This is a genomic window from Lentzea waywayandensis (assembly GCF_900115955.1).
In the GTDB taxonomy this organism is placed as follows: Bacteria; Actinomycetota; Actinomycetes; order Mycobacteriales; family Pseudonocardiaceae; genus Lentzea; species Lentzea waywayandensis.
This window is the reverse complement of record NZ_FOYL01000010.1, coordinates 98,843-116,934: the sequence shown is the minus strand read 5'-3', so window position 1 is coordinate 116,934 and position 18,092 is coordinate 98,843. Positions and strand designations below refer to the sequence as shown.

General features: G+C 68.9%; 16 protein-coding genes. 13 read left to right on the top strand and 3 right to left on the bottom strand.

Annotated elements, in window-relative coordinates; genetic code table 11:
• Positions 1-7: 7 nt before the first annotated feature.
• The gene (locus tag BM417_RS32065) at positions 8-895 is read left to right on the top strand and encodes an AurF N-oxygenase family protein (protein ID WP_093602310.1); all 888 of its coding nucleotides are present in this window, start codon (positions 8-10) and stop codon (positions 893-895) included.
• Positions 868-1,650, top strand: coding sequence for an alpha/beta fold hydrolase (locus BM417_RS32060; protein ID WP_093602308.1), 783 nt, complete (start codon positions 868-870; stop codon positions 1,648-1,650). The genes BM417_RS32065 and BM417_RS32060 overlap by 28 nt, the downstream gene beginning before the upstream one ends.
• A gap of 36 nt (positions 1,651-1,686) precedes the next feature.
• Here the strand turns inward: BM417_RS32060 and BM417_RS32055 are convergent, their stop codons facing one another.
• The gene (locus tag BM417_RS32055; protein WP_093602306.1) at positions 1,687-2,316 is read right to left on the bottom strand and encodes a TetR/AcrR family transcriptional regulator; all 630 of its coding nucleotides are present in this window, start codon (positions 2,314-2,316) and stop codon (positions 1,687-1,689) included.
• A 126-nt stretch (positions 2,317-2,442) separates the two neighbouring features.
• On the opposite strand from BM417_RS32055, the gene BM417_RS32050 reads away from it, so the two are divergent.
• The 11 genes from BM417_RS32050 to BM417_RS32000 all read left to right on the top strand — a co-directional run bounded on the left by BM417_RS32050 (position 2,443) and on the right by BM417_RS32000 (position 16,071).
• Positions 2,443-3,396, top strand: coding sequence for an alpha/beta fold hydrolase (locus tag BM417_RS32050; protein WP_093602304.1), 954 nt, complete (start codon positions 2,443-2,445; stop codon positions 3,394-3,396).
• Positions 3,397-3,436: 40 nt separating this feature from the next.
• Positions 3,437-4,429, top strand: a complete 993-nt coding sequence (locus BM417_RS32045) for a DUF3152 domain-containing protein (RefSeq protein WP_245822295.1) — start codon at positions 3,437-3,439, stop codon at positions 4,427-4,429.
• A 79-nt stretch (positions 4,430-4,508) separates the two neighbouring features.
• Entirely contained in the window at positions 4,509-5,681 is a 1,173-nt protein-coding gene (moeZ, locus tag BM417_RS32040) for an adenylyltransferase/sulfurtransferase MoeZ (RefSeq protein WP_093602300.1), read from the top strand.
• Positions 5,682-5,768: 87 nt separating this feature from the next.
• On the top strand, positions 5,769-6,566 hold the full coding sequence (locus BM417_RS32035) for a TIGR02569 family protein (RefSeq protein ID WP_093602298.1): 798 nt from the start codon (positions 5,769-5,771) through the stop codon (positions 6,564-6,566).
• 105 nt (positions 6,567-6,671) lie between these two features.
• Positions 6,672-8,591 (top strand): molybdopterin oxidoreductase family protein, encoded by a 1,920-nt coding sequence (locus BM417_RS32030; protein ID WP_093602296.1) that lies wholly within the window; start codon positions 6,672-6,674, stop codon positions 8,589-8,591.
• Complete coding sequence (locus BM417_RS32025; RefSeq protein ID WP_093602294.1) at positions 8,588-10,054, top strand: FAD-dependent oxidoreductase; 1,467 nt, start codon at positions 8,588-8,590, stop codon at positions 10,052-10,054. The genes BM417_RS32030 and BM417_RS32025 overlap by 4 nt, the downstream gene beginning before the upstream one ends.
• 97 nt (positions 10,055-10,151) lie before the next feature.
• On the top strand, positions 10,152-11,456 hold the full coding sequence (locus BM417_RS32020) for an MFS transporter (RefSeq protein WP_093602292.1): 1,305 nt from the start codon (positions 10,152-10,154) through the stop codon (positions 11,454-11,456).
• A 112-nt stretch (positions 11,457-11,568) separates the two neighbouring features.
• On the top strand, positions 11,569-14,037 hold the full coding sequence (nirB, locus tag BM417_RS32015; RefSeq protein ID WP_093602290.1) for a nitrite reductase large subunit NirB: 2,469 nt from the start codon (positions 11,569-11,571) through the stop codon (positions 14,035-14,037).
• The gene (gene nirD, locus BM417_RS32010; protein WP_093602288.1) at positions 14,034-14,345 is read left to right on the top strand and encodes a nitrite reductase small subunit NirD; all 312 of its coding nucleotides are present in this window, start codon (positions 14,034-14,036) and stop codon (positions 14,343-14,345) included. Before nirB ends, nirD begins: the two co-directional genes overlap by 4 nt.
• Entirely contained in the window at positions 14,342-15,433 is a 1,092-nt protein-coding gene (locus BM417_RS32005; protein ID WP_093602286.1) for a uroporphyrinogen-III synthase, read from the top strand. The genes nirD and BM417_RS32005 overlap by 4 nt, the downstream gene beginning before the upstream one ends.
• Positions 15,385-16,071: a sirohydrochlorin chelatase gene (locus BM417_RS32000; protein WP_322789003.1), complete on the top strand. Its 687-nt coding sequence runs from the start codon at positions 15,385-15,387 to the stop codon at positions 16,069-16,071. The genes BM417_RS32005 and BM417_RS32000 overlap by 49 nt, the downstream gene beginning before the upstream one ends.
• Before the next feature lie 685 nt (positions 16,072-16,756).
• On the opposite strand, the gene BM417_RS31995 is transcribed toward BM417_RS32000, so the two are convergent.
• Together BM417_RS31995 and BM417_RS31990 are read right to left on the bottom strand one after the other, a co-directional pair.
• Positions 16,757-17,080 carry an MGMT family protein gene (locus tag BM417_RS31995; RefSeq protein ID WP_093602282.1) on the bottom strand — a complete coding sequence of 108 codons (324 nt, stop codon included), beginning with the start codon at positions 17,078-17,080 and terminating at the stop codon, positions 16,757-16,759.
• A 13-nt stretch (positions 17,081-17,093) separates the two neighbouring features.
• Positions 17,094-18,083: an alpha/beta hydrolase gene (locus BM417_RS31990; protein ID WP_093602280.1), complete on the bottom strand. Its 990-nt coding sequence runs from the start codon at positions 18,081-18,083 to the stop codon at positions 17,094-17,096.
• Positions 18,084-18,092: the final 9 nt, after the last annotated feature.

Sequence of the window (18,092 nt, the reverse complement as noted above, 5' to 3'; positions counted from 1 at the left end):
GCAACCGATGAGGGTCGCCGATCGGGAGAAGACAGCGGAACGGCTGCTCAAGTCGTCCGCCGAGAAGTTCTACGACCCCGAGGTGGACATCGACTGGTCCGCACCTCTGGTCGACGGTCTCTTCTACATCCCTGAACAGCGCATTTCGCTCTACGGCACGCCTCTCTACGACTCGCTCTCGCAGGAGCAGCGCATCGAGCTGTCGAAGCACGAGCTGGCGTCGATCGCGTCGGTCGGGCTGTGGTTCGAGTTGCTGCTCATGCAGATGCTGGTGAAGGTCGTCTACAACACCGACCCGACCACGCGGCACGCCCAGTACGCGCTGACCGAGGTCGCCGACGAATGCCGTCACTCGACGATGTTCGCGCGCCTGGTCGAACGGATCGGCTGCCCGGCCTACGGGCCCACGCGCCACACGCACCGCATGGGCAAGCTGCTGCCGATCATCGGCTACGGGCCCGCGATGTACGGCTCGATCCTGGTCGCGGAGGAGATCCTCGACCGGTTGCAGCGCGAGGCGATGACCGACGACACCATCCAGCCCCTCGTGCGGATGGTGAACCGGATCCACGTGCTGGAAGAGGCCCGGCACGTGCGGTTCGCCCGTGAGGAGCTGCTGCGGGGCATGTCGGAGCTCAAGGGCTACGAGCTGCCGTACCAGAAGTGGCTGGTCGGGTACGTGTCGATGATGATCACCCGCGCGATCATCAACCCCGCCGCGTACGCCGCCGTCGGGCTGGACGTCCGCGAGGCCCACCGGGTCGCGCTGGGCAACGAACGGTTCCAGGAGACCATCCGCTGGTCCGGCGAGCGGATCATGACGTTCCTCGACGAGGCCGGACTCGTGGGAAGGCCGGGGATGCGCTCATGGCGTCGCTCGTTCTTGATCGGCTGAACGTCGTCACGTCGGGGACTTCGCCCTCCGACGTGACCGCGGTGCTGCTGCACGGCTGGACCATGGATCTGACCACCTGGGATCGCGTCGCCGCCGCACTGCCTGGCCGGGTGGTGCGGTACGACGTGCGCGGTCACGGTCGTTCGGCCGGCGGCACCGGGACGATCTCCGAGCTGGCCGACGACCTGGCGGCCGTTTTGGAGGAGCACGCGCCCACCGGGCGGATCGTGCTCGCCGGCCACTCGCTGGGCGGCATGACGATCATGGCGCTGGCCGAGCAACGGCCGGAGCTGTTCGCGCGGGTGTCCGGGGTGGCGTTGATCGCCACGTCGTGCGGGAACCTGCCCCGGCAGAGCGGTGTCGAGCGGCTCGCCGGGAAGTGGCTGGTCAGACGGCCGAAGGTCGGGTTCGGCCGGGTGATCACGCCGGGGCTGCGGGTGACGTTCGGCCGTCGTCCGCGCTGGGCCGACGTGCGCGCGGCCGCGGCGATGGCGGGCAACACGAGCGGTGCGGCGTTCGTCGGGATCCGGGAGGAGCTGACGCTGCACCAGCGGCGGGAGGCCCTCGCGGTGCTGGCGGACATCCCCGCGGTCGTGATGGCCGGGTCGTGGGACGTGCTCACGCCGATGCGGCACTCGCGGGTGCTGGCCGAGGCGTTGCCGAGCGCGCAGTTCGTGATCTATCCGAAGACCGGGCACATGTTGCCGCTGGAACGGTCCGAGGACGTGGCGAGACGAATAGCCGCGCTGATGTGAGAAAGGGCCCGCACTCGCGGGCCCTTTTTCGTGTGGTCAGTGCTGCAGCGGGAACCCGCCGCCGATGCCGCGCCACGCCAGGTTCGAGATCAGCGCGACCGCGTCCTCCTTCGGCACCCGCCGGTTGTCCGCGAGCCACGACCGAGCCGTGACCTGCGACAGCCCCACGAGTCCGACGGCCAGCAACCGGGCGCGCTCGGGGTCCAGCCCGGCGTCCGCGGTGATGGTGTCGGTGATGGCGTCCACGGAGTCCGTGGTGGCGCGCTCGACGGCCGACTGCACGGACGGCTCGGAGCGCAGGTCCGACTCGAACACCATGCGGAACGCCTGGCCCTCGCCGTCCACGAAGTCGTAGAAGGCGGCCACGGCGGCGCGCACGCGGAGCTTGTTGTCCGTGGTGGAGCCGATGGCGGTGCGGACCCGGCCGACCAGCTCGTCCACATGGGACTCGAGCAGTGCCATGTAGAGCTCGAGCTTGCCGGGGAAGTGTTGGTACAGCACCGGCTTGGACACGCCCGCGCGCTCGGCGATCTCGTCCATCGCAGCGGCGTGGTAGCCGTTGGCGACGAACACGTCCTGCGCCGCTGCCAGCAGTTGCGCGCGGCGGGCGGTGCGCGGCAGTCGAACGCCCCTGCCTGCGGGTGCGCTCTGCGCCGTCTCCGTCATGGTGCCTCCAGCACGAGTGATCCGGCCGTCGGAGAGGGGTTGCCAGACCGAGGCTGACCGCAACCTTACTCGCTGGTAGCCCACATCCGGGAACCATCTGAGCGTTCTTTCCCGCATCCTGGTCCGGTGAGCGCCATCATTCCCGCCCCGTTGTCCACGGTCGCGCTGCCGCCGCTGGACAAGTCCCAGACGCCGTGGCCCGGCGAGTTTCACCAGGTCGACGACCACGAGGTGCACGTGAGGGTCACTCCGGGCGACGGCCCGCCGGCCGTGTACGTGCACGGGCTTGGCGGGTCCGCGACGAACTGGACAGATCTCGCGGCGCAGCTGAAAGAACACGTCAGCGGCTACTCGATCGACCTGCCCGGGTTCGGGCGGTCGGAGCCGATTCCCGGGTACGACTTCAGCCTCGCGACGCACGCCCGCACGGTGATCAAGTACCTGGAAACGCTCTCACAGCCCGCGCACCTGCTCGGCAACTCCATGGGTGGCGCGATCTCGGTCATCGCCGCCGCGGGCAGGCCGGATCTCGTGAAGTCGCTCACGCTGGTCTCGCCGGCCGTGCCCGACCTCAGGCCGCGCCTCGACCGCATGTCCGACCCGCGGATGGCGCTCGCCGTCCTGCCGGTCGTCGGGTCCAGGGTGCGTCGCGAGCTCGCGAAGCTGACCGCGCACCAGCGCACGAAGCAGATGCTCGAACTGTGCTTCGCCGACCCGAGCGTGGTGCCCGACCACCGCATCGAGGAGTCGATCAAGGAGAACGAGGAGCGCGCCCGGCAGAAGTGGGCGGGACTGGCGCTCAACCGCAGCACGTTCGGCCTGATGCAGAGCTGGCTCACGCCCGGCCCGAAGTCGTTGTGGCGGCTGCTGCCCGCGGTCAAGGCGCCGACGCTGGTGCTCTGGGGCGAGAACGACCGGCTCGTCAGCGTGCGGAAGGGCCCGAAGACGGTGCGCCTGCTGCCCAAGGGACGACTGCTGGTGCTCCCCAGGACCGGCCATGTCGCCCAGATGGAGCGGCCCGCCACCGTGGCGAGGGCTGTGCTGGGCATGTGGGAGGCGGTCGACCGACACTCATGGTGAACAACGACGGCCATACGGGGGATGTGGGACCCTGGACCACGTGAATCGCGCCCCCGAGCGAGGACGTACTGCTCCGCCCGCTGACCGCTACCGCCGTGGCGAGCGCCGGACCAGCGCGGAACCGCTTGCGGCCGCCTGGGAACCGGAGGGCACGCAGGCCCTGCGAAGGCCGCGCAGACGTCGCGGCGTGAAGAAGCTCGTCGCCAACTACGGGTGGCGGATCTACGCGATCCCGGTCCTGCTCGTGCTGACGGCGCTCGTGGTGCTCGACACGGTCCAGCCCAAGTCGCCCGCGACCGGTGGCGCGAACACGAACGCCGCCGAGACGCCCGTGAGCACGCCTGAGGCGCCCGCGTCTGAGGTTCCCGGCAAGAAGCCGATGCTGAACATCCCGACCGCCGAGCTGCCGGGCGGCCCGGCCTTCTCGGAGGACGGCGTCGGCACGTTCAAGGTGATCGCCGGCAGCGGTCCGCGCGTCGGCGAGGCGAACGCCCCGAAGTTCCGCAAGTACGCGATCGCCGTCGAGGACGGCGTGAAGCCCGCCGACTACAACGACGACCCGGCCGCGTTCGCGCGCACGATCGAGGGGATCCTGTCCGATCCGCGCAGCTGGATCGGCACCAAGCAGGTCGCGCTGCAGCGGGTCGAGGCGAACCAGAACCCGGACTTCTTCGTGGCGCTGACCACCACGAAGACGACCCACACGCTGTGCGGCAAGGAGATCCCGTTCGAGACCTCCTGCTGGAACCCGGGAACCAAGCGCGTGATCATCAACGTCGCCCGCTGGGTGCGGGGAGCCATGGTCTATGGCCCTGACCTGGCCGGATACCGCACCTACGTGATCAACCACGAGGTCGGTCACGCCCTGGGCAGCGGCCACGCGGCCTGCGGGGAGAACGGTGCGCCCGCCCCCGTGATGATGCAGCAGACGTTCGGAGTCTCGAACGACTTCGTGTCGCAGCTCAACGCGGGCCAGGACGTCGTTCCCGCCGACGGCAAGGTGTGCACGCCGAACGCGTTTCCCGCAGGCTGAGACAGCTTTCCAACGGGGAAGAGTCGAGGCAGGGTAGACGTTGTCTCGGACACGGAGACATTCGTCGAGGAGGACCAGCATGGCGCTTCCGCCGCTCGTTGAGCCAGCCGCGGAGCTGACCAAGGAAGAAGTCGCGCGCTACAGCCGGCACCTGATCATCCCGGACGTCGGGGTGGACGGGCAGAAGCGGCTGAAGAACGCGAAGGTGCTCGTCGTCGGCGCGGGCGGCCTGGGCAGCCCGGCACTGCTGTACCTGGCCGCGGCCGGGGTCGGCACGCTCGGCGTCGTCGACTTCGACGTCGTGGACGAGTCGAACCTGCAACGCCAGGTGATTCACGGCCAGTCCGACGTCGGCCGCCCCAAGGCGGAGTCGGCGCGCGACTCGGTCGCCGAGATCAACCCGTTCGTCAAGGTGATCCTGCACCAGACGCACCTCAACTCCGAGAACGCGCTGGAGATCTTCCGCGACTACGACCTGATCCTCGACGGCACCGACAACTTCGCCACCAGGTACCTGGTGAACGACGCCGCGGTGCTGCTGGGCAAGCCGTACGTGTGGGGTTCGATCTTCCGGTTCGAGGGCCAGGTCAGCGTCTTCTGGGAGGACGCCCCGGACGGCCAGGGCCTCAACTACCGCGACCTCTACCCGGAGCCGCCGCCTCCCGGCATGGTCCCGTCGTGCGCCGAGGGCGGCGTGCTGGGCGTGCTGTGCGCGTCGATCGGTTCGATCATGGTGACCGAGGCGATCAAGCTGCTCACGGGCATCGGCGACCCGCTGCTGGGCCGTCTGATGGTCTACGACGCGCTGGAGATGAGCTACCGGACCATCAAGATCCGCAAGGACCCGGAGTCGCCGAAGATCACCGAGCTGATCGACTACGAGGCGTTCTGCGGTGTCGTGTCCACGGACGCGCAGCAGGCGGCCGCGGGCAACACGATCACGCCGCTCGAGCTCAAGCACAAGCAGGAGTCCGGTGAGGACTTCCTGCTGGTGGACGTGCGCGAGCCGCACGAGTTCGAGATCGTGCGGATCCCGGGTTCGGTGCTGATCCCGAAGGACAAGATCCTGTCCGGGGAGGCGTTCTCCGAGCTGCCGCAGGACAAGCCGCTGGTGCTGCACTGCAAGTCCGGTGCTCGTTCGGCGGAGGCGCTCGCGGCGCTGCACAAGGCGGGCTTCAAGGACGCCGTGCACGTCGGTGGCGGTGTGCTGGCGTGGGCCCGCGAGGTCGACCCCAGCCTGCCAACGTACTAACGGTTATGGGCTGTTCGGGTGGTGGCATGAATCACGGCACGTCAGGGTCCACCACCCGGACGGTCTAGGCAGGTAGCGTGCCCGACCGTGACCCGGTCCCCCGAACCGCCCCCAGCGCACGTGCGTGCGGCGTTCGGGGCACGTGACGCCGAGCCAGAGCTCATCGACGGCGGCCCCGCCTGGCGGTGCGGCGACGCCACGATCAGGCCCGCGCCCAGGCCCGCCGAGGCCACCTGGATCGCCAAGACCCTCGACGGTCTGGACGTCCACCACCTGCGCGTCGGCAGACCGCTGCGTTCCACGGACGGCAGATACGTCGTCGGTGGCTGGTCCGCCACCAAGTTCCTCGCCGGCCGGGCGGAGGCGCGCCACGACGAGGTCATCGCCGTCGCCCAGCGCCTGCACCAGGCCACGGCCGAGCTGCCCAAGCCCCGTTTCCTGGACGCGCGCACCGACGTGTTCGCCGTCGCCGACCGCAAGGCGTGGGGCGAGGAGGACGTGCCGCTCGACGCCGACCTCGGCGGCCGGCTGTTCGACCTGCTCAAGGAAACGCAGAAGCCGCTCAACCTCAAGCCGCAGGTCGTGCACGGTGACCTGTTCGGCAACGTGCTGTTCGCGGGCAACGCGCCGCCGGCCGTCATCGACTTCACCGCCTACTGGCGTCCCGCCGAGTGGGCCGCCGCCGTGATCGCGGTGGACGCCGTCGCGTGGGGTGGCGCGGACTCCGGCCTGTTCCACCGGTGGAGTCACCAGGCCGAGTGGGAGCAGGCGCTCGTGCGCGCGATGCTGTTCCGCCTGGCCGTGCACGCGCTGCACCCGTTGTCAACGCCACAGTCCTTTGCGGGCTTGGAACGAGCTGCTCACCAGGTGACGACCCTGCTCTGAGCGGGCCATTTTCCACCGACGAAACATTGCGGAGCATCGGGTTAACGCGGGCTTCTTAGCGTCAGCGGCGTGACCCATTGCCCCTACTGCGCCCTGCAGTGCTCCATGAGCGTCATCGACGGCCAGGTGACACCTGGTCCCGGTGGGCTGTGCCAGAAGGGCTGGACGGCGGGGGAACTGCTGCGCCATCCCGGGCGGCTCACCACGCCTCTTCTGCACGGTCAGCCGGTGTCCTGGGACGAGGCGCTGGACTTCGTCGCGGCACGGATCGCCGGCTACGAACCCGACGAGGTCGCCGTGTTCGGCGGTGGCGGGCTGACGAACGAGAAGGCCTACGCGCTCGGCAAGTTCGCGCGCGTCGCGTTGAAGACCTCGCAGATCGACTACAACGGCCGGTTCTGCATGTCGTCGGCCGCCGCCGCGGGCAACAAGGCGTTCGGGCTGGACCGCGGGCTGCCGTTTCCGCTGACCGACCTGCGCGGCGCCGACACGGTGCTGCTGGCGGGCTCGAACCCGGCCGAGACCATGCCGCCGTTCCTGCGGCACCTGGAGGGCGCGCGGCTGATCGTCATCGACCCGCGCCGCACGCCGACCGCCGAGCGCGCGACGTTGCACCTGCAGCCCGCGCCGGGCACGGACCTGGCGCTGGCACTGGGGTTGCTGCACACCGCGGTCATCGAGGGTGTGATCGACAAGGAGTACATCACCTCCAGGACCTCGGGTTTCGACGACGCCTGGCGGGTGGCGGCGGGGTGGTGGCCCGAGCGCGTCGAACGCGTGACGGGCGTGTCCGCCGCCGACCAGCGTGCCGCCGTGCACATGCTGGCCGGGCGGTCGTACGTGCTGACCGGGCGCGGCACCGAGCAGCACGCGTCCGGCACCGACACCGTCTCGGCGTGGATCAACCTGGCGCTGGCGCTGGGACTTCCCGGCCGGGCCGGCTCCGGGTACGGCTGCCTGACCGGGCAGGGCAACGGCCAGGGCGGGCGCGAGCACGGGCAGAAGGCCGACCAGCTGCCCGGTTACCGCAAGATCGACGATCCCGTCGCACGGCAGCACATCATGGACGTCTGGGACGTGTCGTGGCTGCCCGGCCCGGGACGCAGCGCGTACGAGCTGCTGGTCGCGGACGACATCAAGGCGATGCTGGTGTTCGGCAGCAACCCGGTGGTGTCCGCGCCGCGGGCGTCCGGTGTCGCCGATCGGTTGCGGGCGCTGGACCTGTTGGTGGTGGCGGACTTCGTGATGTCGGAGACCGCCGCGATGGCCGACGTCGTGTTCCCGGTGACGCAGTGGGCCGAGGAAGACGGCACGATGACCAACCTCGAAGGCCGCATCATCAGGCGCCGCAAGGCACTCGACCCGCCCGCGGGCGTTCGCAGCGACCTGGAGCTGTTGCACGGGCTCGCTTCACGGCTCGGCGTCGGCTCGAAGTTCCCCGTCGAGCCGGTCGAGGTGTTCGAGGAGCTGCGCCGGGCGTCCGCCGGCGGTCTGTCCGACTACTCCGGTATCACCTACGAGCGGCTGGAGTCCGAACAGCTGCACTGGCCGGTGCCGTCGGTGGATCATCCCGGCACGCCAAGGCTTTTCCTCGACGAGTTCGCGCATCCCGACGGCCTGGCGAGGTTCATCCCCGTCGACCACCGCGGCCCCGCCGAGCCGCCGGACGCGGAGTTCCCGTTGCAGGCCACCACCGGACGGGTGTTGCAGCACTACCAGTCCGGGGCGCAGACAAGGCGGATCGGCGAGCTTCTCGCGGCCGTTCCCGAGATGTACGTGGAAGTGCACCCGGACACGGCATCGCGGGCAGGGCTTGCCTCCGGTGAGTCCGCGCACGTCGTGTCCAGGCGGGGAACGGTGACGGCCGTCGTCCGGTGCGTGCCGAGCATGCGCGCCGACATGGTGTTCCTGCCGTTCCACTTTCCCGGTGACGGCCGGGCGAACCTGCTCACCAACCCCGCGCTCGATCCCACGAGCCGGATGCCCGAGTTCAAGGTCTGCGCTGTCCGATTGGAGCCGGCATGAGGCGAGTAGTGATCGTCGGGTACGGCATGGCAGGGGCGCGGCTGGCGGACGAGTTGCGCCGGCGGGACTCCGACATCTCCATCACCGTCGTGGGTGCGGAACCGCATGCCGCGTACAACCGAGTGCTGCTGTCGACCGTCGTGGCGGGCTCGATGACGCCGGAGTCGACGCGGCTGCACGACGACAGGTGGGCCGCGGAGCACGACATCGACCTGCGGCTGGGCTACGAGGTGCGGGAGATCGATCGCGCGAGTCGAACCGTGACGGTCGCACAGGTTCCCCGCGGTGCCGTCTCGACGCCGTCCGATCCCGCCGAGTCCTTCCCCTACGACGCGCTCGTTCTCGCCACCGGCAGCGTGCCCTGGGTGCCGCCTGCCGAAGGCCTGGTGGAGGACGGCAGGCTCGCCCCCGGCGTCGTCGCCTTCCGCACCCTCGACGACTGCGCCGAGATCGAGGCCAAAGCCCACAAGGGCGCTCCCGTCGCGGTCCTCGGCGGCGGACTGCTCGGCATCGAGGCCGCCCGTGGCCTGGCCGGACGCGGTTGCCTGGTCACCGTCGTGCACCCCGTCGGCCACCTGATGGAACGCCAGCTCGACCCCGGTGCCGGCAGTGTTCTCGCCCGCACGCTCGGCAAGCTCGGCATCGAGTTCCGGCTGAACGCGATGGCCGCCAAGTACCTCCCCGGCGACGGCCTGATCCTCGACGACGGCTCCCGCGTTCCCGCCGAGCTCGTCGTGGTCTCGGCGGGTGTGCGCGCCGAGACGTCGCTGGCGGTGAAGGCGGGGGTGACCGTCGATCGCGGCATCGTCGTGGACGACGCGTTGCGCACCAGCGACCCGCGCATCCACGCGATCGGGGACTGCGCCCAGCATCCCGGCACGGTGTCGGGCCTGGTGCAGCCCGCGTGGGACCAGGCCGCCGTGCTCGCGGACCGGCTGACCGGCGCGAACCCGGCCGCCCGCTACCGGGGGACCTCCGTCGTCACGCGGTTGAAGGCGCGTGACGTCGACCTGGCGGCGTTGGGCGACGTGCACACCGACGTGGACTGCCCGGACTCGGAAGTCCTGTGCTTCCAGGAACCCTCGCGCGGCCGGTACGCGAAGCTCGTCCTGCGCGACGACCGGGTGGCGGGCGCGATCGTGCTCGGCGCACCGGACGCGGCCGCCACGATCACCCAGCTCTACGACCGCGGCATCCCCGCGCCGACCGACCGCCTGGCGTTGTTGCTGGGCAGGGCGTTGCCCGCCGAGGCCGCGTCACCGGCCGACCTGCCGTCCAGCGCGGTGATCTGCCGGTGCAACACCGTCTCCAAAGGACAGATCGTGTCGGCCTGGCGGGCGGGTGCGGAGTCGTTGCCGCAGCTCGCGGAGGCCACTCGCGCGACGACCGGGTGCGGTGGCTGCAAGGACGCGGTGTGCGGGCTGATCGACTGGCTCGGGGCCTCACAGCCCGCCTCGGCGTGATGTGCGGTGGAGTTGCCGCCGCCGTCATCGGCCAGAACGCCCAGGTAATGCGCGTTTCCTAGGTTTCCCGGCAACGCCGACCCCGCGGAGGACTTCAATGAGCTGGATCGACCACTGGGAGCCGGAGAAGCCCGAGTTCTGGGAGAACAAGGGCAAGCGGATCGCCCGCAAGAACCTCGTGTTCTCCATTCTCGCGGAGAACCTCGGGTTCAGCGTCTGGGTGTTGATGAGCATCGTCGTCGTGAGCCTCGGCTCCGTCGGCTTCGCCTTCAGCGTCGGCCAGCAGTTCTGGCTGCTGATCGTGCCGAACCTGGTCGGCGCCGCGCTGCGGGTGCCGTACACGTTCGCGGTGCCGCGCTTCGGCGGCCGGCTGTGGACGACCATCAGCGCCGGGTTGCTGCTGATCCCGTGCGCGATGCTCGTCTACGCGGTGTCGACGCCGGGCACGCCGTACTGGTTCTTCCTGCTCACCTCGGCCGCGATGGGCCTCGGTGGCGGCAACTTCTCGTCGTCGATGGCGAACATCTCGTTCTTCTACCCTGAGGGCAAGAAGGGCCTGGCGCTCGGCCTGAACGCGGCCGGCGGCAACCTCGGTGTCGCGATCACGCAGCTCGTCGTGCCGATCGTGATCACCATCGGCACCGGGATCCACCTCGCGTACGCGGCGCTGATCTGGATGCCGTTCATCGTTCTCGCCACGGCCTGCGCGTGGTTCTTCATGGACAGCCTGACCCAGGCCAAGCCGGACGGGCAGTCGTACAAGCTCGCCCTGTCGAACCCGCACACCTGGGTGATGTCGTTCCTCTACATCGGCACCTTCGGGTCGTTCATCGGGTTCTCGTTCGCGTTCCCGTCACTGATCAAGATCAGTTTCGTGGACTACAAGGGCTGGGTGGCGCTCGCGTTCCTCGGTGCGTTGATCGGCTCGGTGGCCCGGCCGCTCGGTGGCTGGCTCGCGGACCGGATCGGCGGCGCGAAGGTGACGCTCGGGACGTTCGTCGGTCTCGGGGTGGGCACGGTCGGCGTGATCCTCAGCGTCGACACGCGGAACTTCGCGCTGTTCTTCGGCTCGTTCATCGCGTTGTTCGTGCTGGCCGGAGTGGGCAACGGCTCGACGTACCGGATGATCCCGGCGATCTTCCGCACCCAGTCGGACTGCGACAAGTCGGCCAAGCGGCAGGCTGCCGCCGTCGTCGGCATCGCGGGTGCGATCGGTGCGGCCGGTGGTGTGCTGGTGAACCTCGTCTTCAAGTTCTCGCTCGAAGGTTCTTCGAAGAGCCTGACGCCCGCGCTGACCGCGTTCCTGGTCTTCTACGGGCTCTGCGTCGGCACCACGTGGTGGTTCTACCTGCGACGCAACGTGTTCGCGGCGCGTCCTTCGCTCGCCTACGCCGGCGTGTGACGCACAACGCGCTGAACTGCGAAGAGAGTTTCCTTTAACAACCGCGAAATGTTGCGGACCTTGGGATGACACGCCGCCCGGTGAGCATACCGGGCGGAAGGAGGGATGCCCGATGACTGCGTCGACTACCCAGACCCTGGTCGTGATCGGCAACGGCATGGTAGGCCACCGGCTCGTCGAGATCCTTCGTGATTCGTCCTGGCGGATCGTCGTGTTCGGCGAGGAGTCCCGTCCCGCCTACGACCGCGTCGCCCTGTCGTCCTATGTGGACAGCTGGAGTTCCGCGGACCTGGAACTGCCGGCGCTGACCGGCTGCGAGCTTCGTCTCGGCGAGAAGGCAGTGTCCGTGGACCGTGCCCGCCGTGTCGTGGTGGGTGCCTCAGGTGTCGAGATCTCCTACGACGCTCTGGTGCTGGCCACCGGTTCGGTGCCGTTCGTGCCGCCGGTGCCCGGTCGTGACCTGCCCGGTTGCCACGTCTACCGGACGATCGACGACCTGGACGAGATCCGGGCGACGGTGGAGGCCGCCGACCGGCCCGGCCGGCGTTCCGGCATGGTGCTCGGCGGCGGTCTGCTCGGGCTTGAAGCGGCCAACGCGTTGCGCGGCATGGGAGTCTCGCCGCACGTCGTGGAACTGGCGCCGCGGCTGATGCCGATCCAGGTCGACGACGGTGGCGCCGGGTTGTTGAAGCGGCTGGTCGAGAAGCTCGACCTGACCGTGCACACCGGGACTTCCGCCTCCTCGATCGAACGCGACGGGACGCGGTTGGTCGCTCGGTTGGCGTCTGGTCTTGAGCTGGACCTGGACGTTGTCGTGTTCAGCGCCGGCATCCGGCCACGCACCGATCTGGAGCTGGGGCTGGAGCTGGGGCCGCGCGGCGGCTACCTGGTCGACGCGGCCTGCCGGACCTCCGACCCGCACGTGTTCGCGATCGGGGAGTGCGCCGCCGTCGAGGGCGTGACCTACGGGCTCGTCGCTCCCGGCTACTCGATGGCCGAGGTGGTCGCGGACCAGATCTCCGGTGGCACGCGGGTGTTCCCCGGCGCTGACGTGTCCACGAAGCTGAAGCTGCTCGGGGTGGACGTGGCGTCGTTCGGCGATGCGCACGCTGCCACCGAGGGTGCGCTGGAAGTCGTGGTGAACAACGCTGTCGCCGGGACCTACAGCAAGCTCGTGGTGTCGGACGACGCCCGGACGTTGCTCGGTGGCGTGCTCGTCGGCGACGCCTCGTCGTATCTGTCGCTGCGGCCGTTGGTGGGCAAGGAAGTTCCGGCCGCGTTGTTGCAGCCGGGCGGCGCCGTGGACGTGGAGATGCCTGCTGACGCGCAGGTCTGCTCCTGTCACGCGGTGACCAAGCAGACGATCACCGACGCGATCAGCTCCGGTGTGGCGTGCGACGTGGCCGAGCTGAAGGCGTGCACCAAGGCCGGTACGGGTTGTGGTTCGTGCGTGCCGATGCTGAAGAAGCTGCTGACCGAGTGCGGTGTCGAGCAGTCCAAGGCGCTGTGCGAGCACTTCACGCACTCCCGTGCGGAGCTGTTCGAGATCATTCGGGCGACGCGCGTCCCGACGTTCTCGGCGTTGATCGAGAAGCACGGCACCGGGCGTGGCTGCGACATCTGCAAGCCCGCGGTGGCCTCGATCCTGGCGTCGCTGGGCAACGGGCACATCCTGGGCGAGACGCAGGTCTCGTTGCAGGACACCAACGACAGGTTCCTGGCGAACCTCCAGCGCAACGGCACGTACTCGGTCGTGCCGCGCATCCCGGGCGGCGAGATCACGCCGGAGAAGCTGATCGTCATCGGCGAGGTGGCCCGCGACTACGGGCTCTACACGAAGATCACCGGTGGCCAGCGGATCGACATGTTCGGCGCGACCGTCGACCAGCTGCCGGAGATCTGGCGTCGTCTGGTCGACGCGGGCTTCGAGTCCGGGCACGCGTACGGCAAGTCGTTGCGCACGGTGAAGTCCTGCGTGGGCACGACCTGGTGCCGTTACGGAGTGCAGGATTCTGTTGGTCTGGCGATCGAGCTGGAACTGCGCTACCGGGGATTGCGGTCGCCGCACAAGCTCAAGTCGGCCGTCTCCGGGTGTGCGCGCGAGTGCGCTGAGGCGCGTGGCAAGGACTTCGGTGTGATCGCCACCGAGAACGGGTGGAACCTTTATGTGGGCGGCAACGGCGGCTTCACGCCCCGTCATGCCGACCTGCTGGTGTCCGATGTGGACACCGCGGAGCTGATCAAGGTGATCGACCGCTTCCTGATGTTCTACATCCGTACCGCCGACCGCCTGCAGCGCACCTCGGTGTGGCTGGACGGCCTCGAAGGCGGGCTCGACCACCTGCGTGAGGTCGTCGTCGACGACAAGCTCGGCATCTGCGCCGAACTGGAGGCCGCGATGGAGTCGCACGTCTCCGACTACGCCGACGAGTGGCGCGGTGTGCTGGAGGACCCGGAGAAGCTGGCGCGGTTCACGTCCTTCGTGAACGCGCCGGGTGTTCCCGACCCCACGATCTCGTTCCGCGCTGAACGCGGTCAGCGCGTCCCCGTGTCCCTGGGCATTCCGGAGGTCGTCAGGTGATCGTCTGTGACTTCGACGTGTTACGGCCCGAGCAGGGCGTCGCGGCGCTGCTGCCGGACGGCTCGCAGGTGGCGGTCTTCCTGACCGCGGACGGCACGGTGCACGCGCTGGACAACATCGACCCGTTCAGCGGCGCCGCCGTGTTGTCGCGCGGAATCGTGGGCGACCGGGGCGGCGTTCCCGTTGTCGTGTCGCCGGTCTACAAGCAGGCGTTCGAGCTGGCGACCGGCAAGTGCCTGGAGCAGCCTTCCGTTTCCGTTGCCGTGCATGGTGTGCGGGTGCGCGACGGTGTTGTGGAGCTGACATGACAGGGCCTCTGGCGGGCTTCACCATCGGCGTCACGGCGGCCCGTCGCGCCGACGAGCTCATCGCCATGCTGGAACGCAAGGGCGCCTCGGTGTTGCACGGTCCCGCTTTGAGGATCGTGCCGTTGCCCGACGACGCGACTCTGCACGCCGCGACGTTGGAGCTGGTGGCGTCACCTGTTGATGTTGTTGTGGCTACTACGGCGATCGGGTTCCGCGGGTGGTTCGAGGCTGCGGAGGGGTGGGGGCTGGCCGGGCGGTTGCACCGTGCCTTGGAAGGTGCGGTCGTGTTGCCGCGTGGGCCCAAGGCCAAGGGGGCGGTTCGGGCGGCGGGGCTGGTCGAGGCCTGGTCGCCTTCTTCTGAGTCGAACGCGGAGCTTCTGCAGTACCTGTTGCGGATGGGCGTGTCCGGTAAGCGGGTCGCCGTTCAGTTGCACGGCGAGCCGTTGCCGGATTTTGTGAACACTCTGGCTGCCGCTGGGGCTGAGGTTGTCGAGATTCCTGTCTATCGGTGGGAGCCGCCGGCTGATCTGGGGCCGTTACAGCGGTTGATCGAGGCTGTGGTGGCGGGGCAGGTGGACGCTTTGACGTTCACCTCGGCGCCCGCGGCTTCTTCCGTTCTGCGGACCGCGCCGGACTTCGGTGCTCTGGTTTCCGTGTTGCGTCGGGATGTTCTGGTTGTCGGCGTCGGTGCGATCACCGCCGGGCCGTTGGTGGCCGCCGGGATTCCTGTCGTGCAGCCTGCTCGGTCCCGGATCGGGTCCATGGTCCGGGAGTTGGCTCTGGAGTTGCCATCGCGGGCGTTGCGGTTGCGGATTGCCTCTCTGGACATGGAGATGCGTGCTCAGGCCGTGGTGATCGACGGGGAGCTTCGACCTGTTGCTCCGGCGCCGATGGCCGTGTTGCGGACCCTGGTCGCCGCTCGTGGGCGGGTGGTCTCTCGGCAGGACCTGTTGGCTGCTCTGCCTTCTGGTGGCGAGGAGCACGCGGTCGAGACGGCGATCGGGCGGTTGCGGACCGCCTTGGGGTCGCCTCAGATGGTGTGCACTGTGGTGAAACGTGGTTACCGGCTTGCGATGGAGCCCGCGTGAAACTTGTACTGGCGTTTCATGGGACTCGTGATCCGCGTGGGATTGCGGTTTGCTCGGAGATCGCTTCGTTGGTGCGTTCGTCGGTGGACGTTCCGGTGGAGGTTGCTTACGCGGACGTCGTGCAGCCCGATGTTCGGTCTGTTGTGGACGGTCCGTGTGTGGTGGTGCCGGTGTTCCTGGCTGCTGGGTATCACGTTCGTGTGGACATTCCCGCGCAGATCGGGCGTCGTCCCGGGGTGGTGCTGACGTCGCCGTTGGGGCTGGACGCGGTGCCGGCCGTGCGCGATCGGTTGCGGGAGGCAGGTGTCCGCCGCGGCGACGCAGTAGTGCTCGCCGCGGCGGGATCGTCTGATTCGCGGGCACTGGCGACCGTTCGTGCTGCCGCAGCGTTGATCGGGGCTTCTGCGGTTGGGTACGTGGCGACCGCGACGCCCCGCGTGCCCGACGTCGTTGCCGGGCTGCGGGGGCGCCGCGTGGCCGTTGCCTCGTGGCTCCTGGCACCAGGGGCATTCCACGGGTCGCTCGCCGAGTGCGGTGCGGACGTGGTCTCCGAACCGGTCGGGGCGCATCCTCTTGTGGTCGATGCGTTGTTGCGCAAGTACTACGAGGGTCGGGCCGGGTTGCTGCGTACAGCATGAGGGCTGGTGCTGATCGGCCTCAATGGAACTGTTCCACTGGGTGGTTTGACAGGGATTGAGTTTCGCTGGGGTCGGCTTGTGCTGGTTGGTCGCGTTCCTGGCGTTCAGTCACCTTGCGAGGGTGGGCGCGCGGGTCGTGACGAAGTGCGGGGTTGCGATTGGGGCTTGACCTTGAGCCTCTGGCGGGATGCGTAGTCGGCCTCACAAGCCGGGGTTCACAGAGCCCCGGCCGAGCCCACGAGGGTGGCATCCCGCCCCCTCAAGGTAAAGCCCCAATCGCCATGAGCGGGGTGCACCGCATCCCGGGCGGCATCGGTTCACACGGCTCGCTTCGCATCGCCACGCCAGGCCTCGTACGTGGTTGCTTTGCGAGGGCGGGCGCCTGGTGGCACCGCGCGGGTCGTTTTGCGTTGGCGGGCTCGGCCGTGGGGGTCGGCTTGCGGGCGTTCGTTGTGTTCCAGCGGAGGGGCGCCTGCCGTGCGGGCGTCGCCTTGCGAGGGTGGTCCCTTGGGCCTTGCGGCGGCTGGCTTGCGAGGGCGGTGCCTCGGAGTGCGGACGGTCGCCTTACTCCGCTCTACTCCGGCCCGGCCTCGCAGCGGCCCGATCCCGCGTCCGCCTCGCCCCTCGCCACCCTGCCCGTTGCTGGCGCAGCCTCCGCTCTCGCGGCGCGGGCCTGCCGACAGCTCTACCAGAGGCCCGGTACCTCGGGCTCCTCCTTGCGGGCGTCCTCCCAGCGGTACTCCCGCAGGTTCACCTTGCCGTCGAGGTTCGGGACGCCCTCCTCGTGCAGCATCTGGAGTTGCGTGTCGCGGAGGTGCGCGGCGCAGGTGCCGTCGGCCTTGAGCACGCGTTGCCACGGCAGGTCGTGGCCGTCCTCGTTGAGGATTCGGCCTACCAGCCGTGGCGACGGCGCCTTTGCGAGATCTGCGATGTCGCCGTACGTGGCGACTCGTCCGCGCGGGATCGCCTTGATGAACTCGCGGACTCGCTCGTGGATCTCTTCGTCCATGCCGTGATTCTAGCTAGATGCCCTCGGACCACTGGGCTACGGCGGCGTGGTAGTCGGGGGCGTTCGGGGCGTAGTTGATGGAGTGGCCGTAGCCGTTGAGGACGTAGGTGTCCAGGCGGGGGGCTGCTGGGAAGAACGGCAGCTCGTCGGCCTTCAAAGCTGCAGGGGAGGAGCAGTCGCTGCCCATCAGGGGGAGGCCGGAGCTGCAGAAGTGGGTGTCGTTGCCCACGACGATGAGGACTGGGACGTTGATCTGGCGCGAGATCGGGATGATCACCGTGTTGAGCAGGATGGTGTCCACGGCCTCTGTTACGGCGAAGACGTCCTTGGTGGTCTCGTCGAACGAGATCGCGCCCGGGATCAGTGGGCCCGGTTTGTGGAACGAGTTGTAGCGGGTGTCCGGCATCGTGGTGAGGTAGCCGAGGTCCAGGCTCGCCGGGATCATGTTGGCGAGTACCGGGACGACGGTGATGTAGTTCATCTTGTGCGTGAAGCCGGTGACCAGGACGCCGTCCACGTCGCGGTTCGTGCCTGCCTCGATCATCGCCATCGCCGAGCCGATGGAGTGGCCGGCGACGATCACCTTGGTGAAGCGGGGTTTCAGGGTGGAGATGACCTGGTGGACCGCGCTGGCCTGGGTTGAGGCCGTCACGAAGGCGCTGAGAGGTTTTGTGCTCTTGCCGGTGCCCAGGCGGTCGAGTGCGAGGGTGGCGAAGCCCGCGTTGTTCTGGGACTGCGTGAACGAGTGGGTCGACGGTTCGAAGCCGACGTCCCAGTAGGTCCGGTCGTAGGTGCCGCCTGGGATCAGGACCTGCACGGTGGACGCGCCCGAGGGGACGCAGAGCCTGCCCGCCATGGTCTCCTGCGAGGTCACCAGTGGGGTGAGGCCGATTCGCACGGGGTAGGCGACGTCCTGGCAGGACGTGGCCGCGGAGGCCGGGAGCGGGGCTAACAGGGTTCCGGTGGCGAGCAGAGCCGCGGCGATGAGCCTGCGGAAACGCATGGGAGAAAT

Coding starts and splice junctions, on each gene's coding strand:
- BM417_RS31995 (WP_093602282.1), bottom strand. CDS start 17,080: ATGGACGAAGAGATCCACGAGCGAGTCCGCGAGTTCATCAAGGCGATC.
- BM417_RS32025 (WP_093602294.1), top strand. CDS start 8,588: ATGAGGCGAGTAGTGATCGTCGGGTACGGCATGGCAGGGGCGCGGCTG.
- BM417_RS31990 (WP_093602280.1), bottom strand. CDS start 18,083: ATGCGTTTCCGCAGGCTCATCGCCGCGGCTCTGCTCGCCACCGGAACC.
- moeZ (WP_093602300.1), top strand. CDS start 4,509: ATGGCGCTTCCGCCGCTCGTTGAGCCAGCCGCGGAGCTGACCAAGGAA.
- BM417_RS32065 (WP_093602310.1), top strand. CDS start 8: ATGAGGGTCGCCGATCGGGAGAAGACAGCGGAACGGCTGCTCAAGTCG.
- BM417_RS32055 (WP_093602306.1), bottom strand. CDS start 2,316: ATGACGGAGACGGCGCAGAGCGCACCCGCAGGCAGGGGCGTTCGACTG.
- BM417_RS32005 (WP_093602286.1), top strand. CDS start 14,342: ATGACAGGGCCTCTGGCGGGCTTCACCATCGGCGTCACGGCGGCCCGT.
- BM417_RS32030 (WP_093602296.1), top strand. CDS start 6,672: ATGAGCGTCATCGACGGCCAGGTGACACCTGGTCCCGGTGGGCTGTGC.
- BM417_RS32060 (WP_093602308.1), top strand. CDS start 868: ATGGCGTCGCTCGTTCTTGATCGGCTGAACGTCGTCACGTCGGGGACT.
- nirB (WP_093602290.1), top strand. CDS start 11,569: ATGACTGCGTCGACTACCCAGACCCTGGTCGTGATCGGCAACGGCATG.
- BM417_RS32020 (WP_093602292.1), top strand. CDS start 10,152: ATGAGCTGGATCGACCACTGGGAGCCGGAGAAGCCCGAGTTCTGGGAG.